Raw genomic sequence first — 12,293 nt, 5'->3', positions numbered from 1 at the left:
TACAGAAGGAACAGTAATGAACGTATTAGTTACCGGTGGTGCAGGTTATATTGGCTCACATACAGTGTTATCACTGCTAGAAAACAATTGTAATGTCGTTGTTTTTGATAATTTGTTTAATTCAAATATTGAGTCAATTAAGCGAGTAGAGGCATTAACTGGGAAATCGGTAATTTTTATAGAAGGTGACATTCGTGACAAACAGGCTTTAACCGCAGTTTTTGAGCAATTTGATATTCAAACCGTGATCCATTTTGCAGCCCTTAAAGCGGTCGGTGAATCAGCGCAAATTCCACTTGAGTACTATCAAAATAATGTTCACGGCTCTGTGTGTTTATTGGAAGCCATGGCCGAACATAATGTTCATAACTTTATCTTTAGCTCATCTGCGACCGTTTATGGCGAAGAAAATGATGTGCCTTATGTTGAGACCATGAAGTTAGGTACACCTTCAAGCCCTTATGGGGCAACTAAAGTAATGGTCGAACGGGTGATGGCAGATTTTGCGGTATCAAACAGCAATTTTAGAGGAGTTTCATTGCGTTACTTTAATCCAATTGGAGCCCATGAAAGCGGCCAAATTGGTGAGTCGCCTAAAGGTATTCCTAACAATCTACTGCCTTATGTTGCTCAAGTTATGGTGGGCAAACGTGACAAGCTGAGTATTTTTGGCGCTGATTATCCAACAAAAGATGGTACCTGTGAACGTGACTATCTGCATGTAATGGATTTGGCTGAAGGGCATGTTGCAGCAATGAACTGGTTAGACAATAATACCAGCTTTACTGGTGTTGAGGCATTTAACTTAGGTACAGGTAATGGCGTATCGGTATTTGATATTGTTTCAGCGTTTGAAAAGGCGGTTGCAAAACCTATCCCTTATGAAGTTAGTCCAAGACGAGCAGGGGATTTAGCTGCATTTTGGGCCAATGCGCAAAAAGCTAATCAACAATTGAATTGGCAAGCAAAGCGCAGTTTAGATCAAATGATGGTTGATACCTGGCGCTGGCAATCAGCTAATCCTAATGGTTATGATCAAGCGTAACGTTAGTCTTAATGTCTCGCAGCATGAGTTGAAAGCGCCTTTATGTGAAAATGAAGGCGTTTATCACACATCTTGGTTAAGTAAATCCCCCTTAAATAATCACAGCAACAATCAGTTAAACGATTACTTAAACAATCATTTCTACGATCAATTCAAACAGAAAGAATGCCTTTAAAAGCTAGTCTGTTGTCGGCACTTTTTCATCAATACTAACAATTTCCATTTTCTTAAATATCAGCAAAAGTCCGACATACACGCCAACCAAATTTAGCCCTAAACCTATCCGTTATATGACACATGTATCATTCAGTAGAGTCTATTAAACAGTAATTATTTAGTTGATATAAAAGCAATTAATATGTCAGTTTTTTGGTGAATGAACATTGAAAAATAAGCTTTTTTAGCAATAACTCCACCTCTAATGTTAGCGCTAACAACTGTTGTGTGATATAAAATAACTCACTTTTTAACTTTGTCGTTACAAAACAGGTTGCTTATGAGTCAACAAATAAACCCAATTTTACCAGGGTTTCATCCCGACCCCAGTATTGTCAGAGTAGGCGATGACTATTACATTGCCGTGTCGACATTTGAATGGTATCCCGGAGTTCAAATTTTCCATTCTGTGGATTTGGTTAATTGGACATTAGTGAGTAGGCCATTAAATCGGGCTGCACTACTGGATATGACAGGTTGTCCTGACTCCTGTGGTATCTGGGCGCCTTGTTTGAGTTATGCGGAAGGTTTGTTCTATCTCATTTATACCAATGTAAAACGATTTGATGGAAATTTTAAAGATACCCCTAATTATCTAACGACGTGTAGCACCATTGATGGTGAATGGAGTAACCCGGTTTATTTAAATAGCAGTGGTTTTGACCCATCATTATTTCATGATGACGATGGCAGTAAATGGTTAGTTAATATGCTGTGGGATCATCGACCAAATAAACATCCCTTTGCAGGGATAGTATTGCAGCAATATTGCCACAAACAGCAAAAGTTAATTGGCACAGCAGTTAATATATTTGCTGGTAGCCCTCATCGCCTTACAGAAGGCCCACACTTGTATAAGATAAATGATTATTATTATTTATTAACGGCAGAAGGTGGCACCAGTTATGAACATGCTTGCACGTTTGCGCGTTCAAAGCATATCGCGGGTCCTTATGAGATTGATCCCAATGTACATGTATTGACGTCTAAAGATCAACTCGATAAACCCTTACAGCGAACAGGTCATGGAGGTTTAGTTCAAACTCAAGAAGGGCAATGGTATTTAACCCATCTGCTTTCTAGGCCGCTAAAACTAGATGATGGTGTTAAGCGCAGCCCGTTAGGGCGAGAAACCGGTATTCAAGCATTAATATTACATGATGATGCTTGGTTTAGGCTGGCATCGGGTGAAGTGTATGGTGAGGTTAATCCTATAGGCTTAACCGTTACACCCAAAAGAGATTTCTCACATTATGATGACTTTTCAACCTCGATATTACCCTGCCATTATCAATGGTTGAGAATCCCAAATCCTGAATGTTTTTATAGTTTAACGGATAAGCCTGGCGCGTTGACTTTGTATGGTAAACATTCTGTAGGTAGTACCTTTAAACAGGCACTTATCGCGAGAAGACAACAGCATTTATCTTTTGTGGCACAAACTCAATTACGCTTTAAACCAATGAGCTTTCAGCAACAAGCAGGGTTAATTTGCTATTACAATGCGCATAAGTTTCATTATTTGTATGTTTCATATGATGATGAAAAAGGTGTGCATATCGATGTTATGAGCTGTTTGGGTGATGAATCTTTAAAAGCTGATTTTCCCATTTATCAAAAACGGCTGCCAATTAGCAGCGAGACTGTGAGCCTTAGGGCTGAAGTTGATAATGAGCTGCTGACCTTTAGTTATTCGGTTGAGAAGGATGTGTGGTTACCTATTTGCGAATTAGATTACAGTGTTATTTCTGATGAAGCAGGAAAGGGTGAAGGCGCTAATTTTACTGGTGCATTTATTGGGATGTGTTGCCAAGATTTAACCGGCGCAAATATTGCCGCTGAGTTTAACTATTTTGATTATCAAGAAAAGCATTAGCGATTTAACATCTTAATAAATCAGCGTTAAAAAAATAGGCCATCTTAAAATAAGATGGCCTATTTTCTATACATTCATTTAAACCACAAGCAAAGAGGTTTATTAGAAATCAATTTTAAATATAGCGATTAACCACATTTTCAAGTAATTCTTGGCGTCCAGAAACCGATGTTGGATTGATATTCTGCTCATGGACTACCTTAGCTAAGCTTTCTAAGCTATGTTGACCATCAAAAATATCTTTACCAAGTCCTTTATTCCAGCCTGCATAACGTTGCTCTACAAATGAAGATAACGGTGCATCTTCAATAAGTTGTGCTGCATTAAGTAGTGATTTAGCCATGGTATCCATACCACCAATGTGACCATGGAATAAATCATCATTTTCACACGATTGACGACGAAGTTTTGTATCGAAATTTAATCCGCCGGTTGTAAAACCACCTGATTTTAAAATTTCGTACATCACTAAGGTACATTCAGCAACATCGTTAGGGTATTGGTCTGTGTCCCAACCATTTTGCATATCACCACGGTTAGCATCGATACTGCCCATAATGCCTTCAGCACATGCTACAGCTACTTCATGATGGAAGCTGTGTCCAGCCAAGGTTGCGTGGTTAGCTTCAATATTTACTTTAATTTCATCTTGTAAACCGTGCTTGTGTAAGAAGCCTGCGACGGTTGCAGTGTCATAATCGTATTGATGTTTAGTCGGTTCTTGAGGCTTAGGCTCGATTAACAAAGTGCCTTTAAAACCAATTTTATGTTTATGTTCTACTACCATTTTTAAAAAGCGTGCGTACTGTTCGCTTTCTTGCTTTAAGTTAGTATTCAGTAGCGAATCATAACCTTCACGGCCGCCCCATAACACGTAGTTTTCGCCACCTAAACGGTTAGTCACTTCCATTGCGTGTTTTACTTGAGCTGCGCCATAGGCAAACACTTCAGGGTTTGGATTCGTAGCACCACCTGCACAAAAACGTTTATTTGAGAACAGATTAGCTGTACCCCAAAGTAATTTAACGCCAGTACGCTGCATTTCTTTTTCTAGAATGTCTGCAATGTGGTTTACGTTAGCATGGCTTTCTTTTAACGTTGCGCCTTCAGGAGCAATATCGGTGTCGTGAAAGCAAAAATAGGGTACACCAAGCTTTTCAAAAAATTCGAATGCAACCTTGGCTTTTTGTTCAGCTAGAGCCAGTTGATCACCTACAGGTTGGATCCAAGGGCGATCGAAGGTACCTTCACCAAAAATATCAAAACCCGTTGAACAGAAGTTATGCCAGTAACAAGCGGCAAAACGCAAATGTTGTTTCATTGTTTTACCAAGAACGACACGATTTTCGTCGTAGTAACGAAATGCTAAAGGGTTTTTACTGGCTTCGCCTTCGTATTTGATTTTTTCGATATTATTAAAAAATTGTTCGCTCATGTTGACTCCGTTTCTTTTAGTTAATTTAATACTATTTAAGGGTTTAATTATTAAAATAGATGTTTGGTTGCTTGGTATAAGGCTTTAAATTTTTGATATTGATCGGCGTAATAAACTTGCATTTCAGGGTTAGGTAATACCAGGTGTTCAAGCTTGCCACTGGTGCAGATTGATTCAAGAGGACTCTGTTCTACAGCAATTCTTGCTAACCTTGCTGCGCCATATGCCGGTCCGACTTCACCGCCTTCACGGTATGAAAGTGAACGGTTCAATACGCTAGCAAGAATATCTCCCCATAATCGACTTTTTGAACCACCGCCAATAACCGTAATTTCATCAATGGTTGCACCCGCATCTAGTAACACCTGTTGACCATCAGCAAAAGCAAATGCCACACCTTCTAATACTGCGCGGCCAAGGCTGGCAGCAGTGGTGTTATGGTCTAAACCAAAGAAAACGCCTTTGGCATTCGGGTTATTGTGCGGGGTTCGTTCACCAGAAAGGTAAGGTAAAAACAACACTGAGTTTGGCTGACTAAAATCACATTTAGCGATTTGTTCTAGTAGGGCTGATTCATTGCCATAACCTGTTAGTTTTGTCACCCAACTCAAACAACTTGCCGCGCTTAATACCACCGACATTTGATGCCAGGTATCACTCAAACAGTGACAAAAAGTATGGGCAGCGTTATCTGGATTAGGTAAATATTGCTCATTTGCAACAAAATAAACGCCAGACGTGCCTAGAGATAAAAATGCTTGGTTTGGCTTAATCACGCCGATACCAATTGCGCCAGCGGCATTGTCACCCGCGCCAGCAACAACAGGCACAGAATCCATGCCCCATAAACTGGCAATATTCGGGCTTAACTTGCCTGTTATATCTGTGCCTTCAAATAGCTGCGGCATATGTTCAATGCTTAAAGAAGTTGCCGTTAGCATCGCTTCAGACCAGCAACGATTCTTGACATCTAACCACAGGGTACCTGCGGAGTCAGACATGTCTGATGCAAAATCCCCAGTCATTTTGAAACGTAAAAAATCTTTAGGTAATAATACCTTGGATACTTTGTTAAAGTTTTCAGGTTCATGCTCTTTTACCCATAACAACTTTGGTGCAGTAAAGCCTGGCATCGCAATGTTACCGGTAATATTACGCGAGTTGGGTTCATTTTCTTCTAAGGTTTTACATTGAATTTCGCTTCGACCATCATTCCATAATATCGCCGGACGAATAACTTGGTTGTCGCTATCTAGTAAAGTCGCCCCATGCATTTGACCTGACAAACCAATAGACTTAATCGCTTTGAGTAATTCAGGCTTTTGGGTTTTAAGCTCTGCCATCGCTGAACAGGTAGCTTGCCACCAATGATTTGGATCTTGTTCTGACCATTGGTCGTGGGGACGAGATATTGTCAGTGCTGAACTGGCTTGTGCTAACAACTGATCATTATTGTCTAAGATAATGACCTTCACACAAGAGGTTCCTAAGTCTATTCCAAGGTACATAATTCTATCCGTTGTTATGAGTTTCTATTTTTTGTTAGCGCTAACATTATCATTGAGTTTTAAATCTATCAAGTGTATTTTGTTTCATTAATGTTAACTTTGGTTGGCTGTTAATCGAGTTAATAGCAGATAGCGCAGGTTTTACAGCGCGATAAATCGCTTTTGATAAGGCAATTTGATGAATATAAAGGGAGTAAAGTATGGCCAAGCTAAATTGGGGGATTGTTAGCGCAGGAAGGATTGCAGCTTTATTTTGTCAGGACTTAGTCTTTTCTGAGAATAGCCATTTATATGCGGTAGCAGCCAGAAAGCAAACTGATGCCGATGAATTTGCCAAGCAATACCAGGTTGAAAAAGCGTATCAAGGCTACCAAGCATTATTTGATGATCCAAAGGTTGATATTGTGTATATCGGCACCCCACATAATTTTCACTTTCAACAAGCCTTCGATGCGTTGACTGCTGGAAAGCATGTACTGTGCGAAAAACCGATGACAGTTTCAACAGAGCAATGCCAAATTTTGGTCACCTTAGCCCAAGATAAAGGCTTGCTGCTGATGGAAGCCTTATGGACTTACTTTTTACCTGCGATGCAACAAGCTAAGCAATGGTTAAATGATGGCCGAATTGGCAAGCTTAAGCACATTAAAGTTGATTTTGGTTATCCCGTGCCGTTTAACCCAGATGGCCGAGAATATAATGCTGAATTGGCGGGTGGTTGTTTATTGGATATGGGAATTTATCCCTTGGCAATTGCAGATTACTTCCTACAGTCTGATATCGATAATCTCTATGTTCAAGCACATGTCTGCGAAACAGGTGTGGAAGATGATGTCATCATTATTGGCAAAAGCGATGATGTGATGGTCAGTCTTGCAACCTCATTTCAATGTCGATTGGGTAATAATGCTTATCTTATTGGCGATAAGGGTTACATCTTGATCCCTGATGCATTTAGAGCGAAAGAATGTCATTTATTTCATCTTGATGATTTAATCGAAAGTTTTAGTGATGATAGACAATCATTAGGTTATCACTTTGAGGCAGATGAAGCATGCCGACTGATTAAGCAGGGCAAGGCTGAAAGTGCAGTGGTTACCCATCAACATAGCTTATTGTTTCAAGTACAGTTAGCCAAGGTTAAGGCGCTTATTTAAGGCTTAAGGTTAGTGTTTCTGTATCATTAAGTTTTTTAATATTAACGATATATTTATGAAGTACGTGAGTAGCTGTTTATATTTTTGACCTGATAATGATGAGTAGGCAAGTTATGGGTAAGGTAAAAAAAGCACGCATACAGGATGTCGCATTAGCAGCTGGTGTCTCAATGATGACAGTATCGCGGGTTTTAAACCAAGATCCTAACGTCAGTGATAATACTCGCAGTAAAGTGCTAGCTGTGGCTAAGCAGTTACACTATCGACCTAATGAATCTGCACGTCGATTAGCCAGTAATAAATCCTATTTACTCGGGTTAATATATGACAATCCAAGTGATGCCTATATTAGCCAGTTTTTGTTAAGTGCATTGAAAAACTGTCGTGCTAAAGGGTTTCACCTCGTGGTAGATGAAGCAGACAATAACCTTGATATAACACTGCAATCAGTAAATGATCTGATTAACGAAACCAAAGTGGATGGAATAATTTTACTGCCTCCGGTTTGTGACCAAAAGGAAATAATTGATTGTTTACAACGGGCTAATGTTCCGTTTGTAAGAGTCGCGCCGGATAGTCAATTAACTGTTTCACCCTATATTTGTATGGACGACTATCAAGCCGCTTTTGATTTAACGGAAACACTAATAAAACAAGGTCATCATAAAATTGGCCATATTATTGGTGATCCGAAGCAAGGGGTTAGTCGTTTACGCTATCAAGGTTATTTAGATGCACTGCGTTCAAATAGAATAAATACCCCACCGGAATACATAGAGCAAGGTTGCTTTAGCTATCAATCTGGAATGTTAGCTGCGAAGAAAATGTTGTCGTTAACTGATAAACCTAGCGCTATCTTTGCAGCTAATGATGATATGGCTGCCGCAGTCATATCAATTGCCCAAAACCAAGGGCTGAATGTCCCTAATGACTTATCTGTTGTCGGTTTTGATGATACAACGCTTGCTACGATTGTATGGCCAAACATCACTACGGTTAGGCAACCTATCAATGACATGGCCAAGTTAGCGGTGAGTTTATTTACCGCTAATAAAAATAAAGACTTTTCTGATCTAAAAGGCACTCAACTACGCAACATTCTAGACTTTACTATTATCCAAAGAGAGTCGAGTAAAGCGAACACGTAAACGACTAAAAGTGTTAATAAACTGGTTTTAACAATACTCACATCAAAAATTTGGAGGCATAAACACACGTTTACACTTGGGTGTTTATGCACTCAACATTTAACTTTTCAGTCTCTCAAAGTATAAATTGAAATTGTATCAGTCATTTACAATTATGATTTTGATGAGTAAAGTGTTTTATAAATTTCTGTTGTGTATGACTTTAGAATAGGGTGTTTAGCTAGCTATTGACTGCTACATCCCCTCAAGTTGTATCACATTGCTTGCTCTATTATTTGGATACCCCCCGTGAACTTTATAAACGAAGTTATTAATGAAGAAACGATTCCAGCTGATTGTATTAGTAACTTAACCGTTGATAATCTTATTTTTACCCTGCATGAAGGTAAGCTAAAAGTATTACTCGTTAAATACAATCAAGGGCTTGCAACTAACCAGTGGGGGCTCGTTGGACACTGGGTACGCAGTAATGAGAATCTTGAAACGGCGGCATCTCGCGTCGTTAAAAATACCACGGGTGTCGAAAACTTGTACTTAGATCAGCTAGGTGCATTTGGTGATGTTGACCGTTATCCTGCCAGACGTATTATTACCATTGCTTTTTATTCATTAGTGCGTTTTGATGACACTGATTTAGCTCATGGTGCCAATGCTATTGAGTGTGAATGGTTTGATGTGAGACAAGTCCCTAAATTAATGTTTGATCATGGCAACATTCTCGCCAGCTGCTTAAATCATTTAAAATACAAAGTAAGACATGAACCCTTAGGTTTCAGTCTATTACCTGAGAAGTTCACTTTATTACAACTGCAAGAATTGTATGAATCTATATTGGGTTTAACCTTAGACAAACCTAACTTTCGTCGAAAAATTTTAAAGATGGATTTATTGATAGATTGCAAAGAAAAACAACGTAATGTGGCACATCGCGCTGCCGCATTGTACCGTTTTGACATTGATGTTTATGAAAAGCTGACGCAATTCGGTTATACCTTTGAATACTAAAACATAAGTTTTGCTACCCCATCAAAGACAGCAATCGCTGTCTTTTTTTACACCCTGTTAATAATTACCTAAAGCTGTTTACAATGTTAATTAATTGATATAGTGTTTGTGACTATAACCTTTAATTGGAATGTAATGGTAATGGAAAAGACGAATAAGAAACTCACCATTAAAGAAAAGCTTGGCTATGGCCTAGGAGACACTGCAAGTAACATCGTGTTTCAAATGGTCGCCAACTTTATGTTGATTTTCTATACCGATGTTTATGGTCTCTCAGCTGCAGCAGCCGGAACCTTATTGTTATCGGTTAGGCTTTTTGACGGATTAACTGACCCTATCATGGGCGGTCTAGCAGATAGAACTCGTACTCGTTGGGGCTCATACCGTCCATACATTCTAATGTTAGCAGTACCTTATGGCGTTTTAGCCTGCTTAGCGTTTATCACCCCTGATTTTGATAGTACGGGTAAGTTGATTTATGCCTACGTGACTTATGGGCTGCTAATGACATGTTACACGGCAATTAACATTCCATATGGTGCTTTAGGTGGGGTGATGGCTTCAGATCCTAAAGAAAGGACCTCTTTACAATCTTTTAGATTTGCCATGGCGATGGCTGCGCTGGTGGTTATTGTTTGGGCAATACCAAGGTTAGTCGAATATTTTGGTCAAGGGAATGATGCTGTAGGTTATCCATTAGCAATGATTTTCATGGGGACATTAGCCGCTATCTGTTTCTTAATGTGTTTTGCAATGACCAAAGAAACACTCACTAACACGGATGCGAGTAAACGCTCGACTCAGAGTATTTTTAAAGATTTCTTTCAGTTATTTAAAAATGATCAATGGTTAGTCATTGCCATTATTAGTCTAGCGACGTTAATTCTTATCGGTATTCGAGCATCTGTTGCACCGCATTATATTAAATATTACATCGGTGATGAATCGCTGCTATCGAATTTTTTAACATTGGCAGCAGTGGGTTCAGTACTTGGTGCGATATCGACTAATTTCCTGTCTAAGTTTATTGAGAAAAAGATCCTGTTTCAGGTGGCATTAGTGGTAGTGATAATTTCACATTCATTATTTTATGTCATAGGCAGTGACCAAATAGCACTTATCTTTATTGCTTACTTCATCGCCAACTTTGCCCATATGATCATAACGCCCATTATGTTTTCAATGGTTGCTGACACTGTTGATTACGGCGTTGAGAAAATGGGTAAACGTTTAACGGCTATCACTTTTTCAGGGCATTTGTTAGCCATTAAATTTGGGTTTGCTATTGGTGGCGCATTAGCTGGTTGGATATTGTCTGCGTATGACTATGTCCCTAATGAAGTACAAACTGAACATACATTGTCAGGCATTTTATTGGCCTTTGCCGGAATACCTATTGCGTGCACCATCATCTGTTTATTTGTCATTAGTAAATATCGTTTAACAGAAATGGAAGTTAAAAAAATTCAATTAAATCTACTTGAAACAAAATGCAGCTAGTTACTTTTAATTATTGAAAATTGTTAATTTAAAAGTATTCGTTGAAATCTTGGTGTTGTATTGGGTGCTAAGGTTAAATAGAAAAGGGAAACCATGATTAATAAAGAAGTAAGTGATGCTGAAAGGAAGCAGCAATTGGATATTGAAAATGCTCATTCATTTAAACAGAAGGATGAACCATTAGTATCTCATATATATACAGCCGATCCTTCTGCTCATGTGTTTGAGGATAAAATATATATCTATCCTTCACATGATATAGAAACTGATACTCAAATTAATGACGATGGCGATCATTTTGCCATGAAAGATTATCATGTTTTATCTATTGATAATGATACTAATGACGTGATTGATCATGGTGTTGCTTTGAGTGTAGAAAATGTTAAGTGGGCGAGTAAGCAAATGTGGGCGCCAGATGCTGCTCATAAAAATGGCGCTTATTATTTTTATTTTCCGGCTCGTGATTTACAAGGTATTTTTAGAATTGGCGTAGCAACAAGCCATTCACCAGCAGGCCCCTTTGTTGCTGAAGATAATTATATTGAAGGTTCATTTAGTATAGACCCGGCTGTTTTTGAAGATGATGATGGCAGTTATTACTTATATTTTGGTGGTTTATGGGGCGGGCAATTACAAAATTGGCATGAAGGCCAGTTTAGTCTGCAAGACAGTTACCCTGAAGATGAGCAAGCTGCATTGCCAGCCAAAATGGCAAAGTTATCAGATGATATGTTGTCTTTAGCCGAAGAGGTTCAAGACATCGTTATTGTCGATGAAAAGGGTCATCCAATCACCACAGCTGATAACCAACGTCGTTTCTTTGAAGCGTCTTGGGTACATAAACATAATGGGAAATATTATTTTTCATACTCTACTGGAGATACCCATAATATTGCTTATGGTATTGGTGATAATCCTTATGGGCCATTTGTATATCAAGGTGTGATATTAAATCCCGTTTTAGGTTGGACTAACCATCATTCAATTGTGGAGCATCAAGGAAAGTGGTTTTTATTCTACCATGATGCCAGTTTATCGTCGGGTCAAACACATTTGCGTTGTGTGAAAAAAACACAATTACACCATGATTCAGACGGTCAAATAATAACCATAACAGCATATGAGTAATGCTTTGTATAAAGCGGGATAGCAACATTTTTATTTGTCTAAATAAGTTATGGTCAATTTGACCAGTAGATTTAAATAATACAGGTAAAGATTAACGAAAAGTTTACACATTTAAATACGCAATAATGAGCAGAGAATCGACAAACTATAGCTTTATATTGAATTTAACGATTTAATAACATACGAATCGATTGCAGTCTTTGTTAGTACTCTTTATTGGATTTTTAAATCAAACGGTTAGTTACTTCTGGGGAGTAATTAATTGAAAAAGG

At 38.6% G+C, this 12,293-nt stretch carries 9 protein-coding genes; 7 read left to right on the top strand and 2 right to left on the bottom strand.

The genetic code is table 11. The annotated features are described in order from the left end of the window. Positions 1-16 precede the first annotated feature (16 nt). A complete protein-coding gene (gene galE / locus Q4533_RS04750; RefSeq protein ID WP_303502112.1) occupies positions 17-1,045 on the top strand; it encodes a UDP-glucose 4-epimerase GalE in 1,029 nt (342 codons plus the stop codon). Positions 1,046-1,541: 496 nt separating this feature from the next. Continuing rightward, positions 1,542-3,137, top strand: a complete 1,596-nt coding sequence (locus tag Q4533_RS04745) for a glycoside hydrolase family 43 protein (RefSeq protein WP_303502110.1) — start codon at positions 1,542-1,544, stop codon at positions 3,135-3,137. Positions 3,138-3,252: 115 nt separating this feature from the next. Here the strand turns inward: Q4533_RS04745 and xylA are convergent, their stop codons facing one another. Together xylA and xylB are read right to left on the bottom strand one after the other, a co-directional pair. Beyond that, positions 3,253-4,572 carry a xylose isomerase gene (gene xylA, locus Q4533_RS04740; protein ID WP_102435458.1) on the bottom strand — a complete coding sequence of 440 codons (1,320 nt, stop codon included), beginning with the start codon at positions 4,570-4,572 and terminating at the stop codon, positions 3,253-3,255. Positions 4,573-4,622: 50 nt separating this feature from the next. Continuing rightward, on the bottom strand, positions 4,623-6,080 hold the full coding sequence (gene xylB / locus Q4533_RS04735; protein ID WP_102435456.1) for a xylulokinase: 1,458 nt from the start codon (positions 6,078-6,080) through the stop codon (positions 4,623-4,625). A 200-nt stretch (positions 6,081-6,280) separates the two neighbouring features. Here xylB and Q4533_RS04730 point away from each other — a divergent pair, with 200 nt between their 5' ends. The 5 genes from Q4533_RS04730 to Q4533_RS04710 all read left to right on the top strand — a co-directional run bounded on the left by Q4533_RS04730 (position 6,281) and on the right by Q4533_RS04710 (position 12,021). Further along, complete coding sequence (locus Q4533_RS04730; RefSeq protein WP_102435454.1) at positions 6,281-7,237, top strand: Gfo/Idh/MocA family protein; 957 nt, start codon at positions 6,281-6,283, stop codon at positions 7,235-7,237. A 113-nt stretch (positions 7,238-7,350) separates the two neighbouring features. Then, positions 7,351-8,385, top strand: coding sequence for a LacI family DNA-binding transcriptional regulator (locus Q4533_RS04725; RefSeq protein ID WP_102435453.1), 1,035 nt, complete (start codon positions 7,351-7,353; stop codon positions 8,383-8,385). Positions 8,386-8,673: 288 nt separating this feature from the next. Then, positions 8,674-9,390, top strand: a complete 717-nt coding sequence (locus Q4533_RS04720) for an NUDIX domain-containing protein (RefSeq protein WP_102435451.1) — start codon at positions 8,674-8,676, stop codon at positions 9,388-9,390. Positions 9,391-9,531: 141 nt separating this feature from the next. Next, entirely contained in the window at positions 9,532-10,890 is a 1,359-nt protein-coding gene (locus Q4533_RS04715) for an MFS transporter (RefSeq protein WP_102435449.1), read from the top strand. A gap of 93 nt (positions 10,891-10,983) precedes the next feature. Beyond that, complete coding sequence (locus Q4533_RS04710) at positions 10,984-12,021, top strand: glycoside hydrolase family 43 protein (RefSeq protein ID WP_303502109.1); 1,038 nt, start codon at positions 10,984-10,986, stop codon at positions 12,019-12,021. The last annotated feature ends 272 nt before the right edge of the window (positions 12,022-12,293 follow it).

It is taken from the genome of Shewanella sp. 6_MG-2023 (genome assembly GCF_030547195.1).
In the GTDB taxonomy this organism is placed as follows: Bacteria; Pseudomonadota; Gammaproteobacteria; order Enterobacterales; family Shewanellaceae; genus Shewanella.
This window is presented reverse-complemented; position numbering and strand designations above follow the sequence as displayed.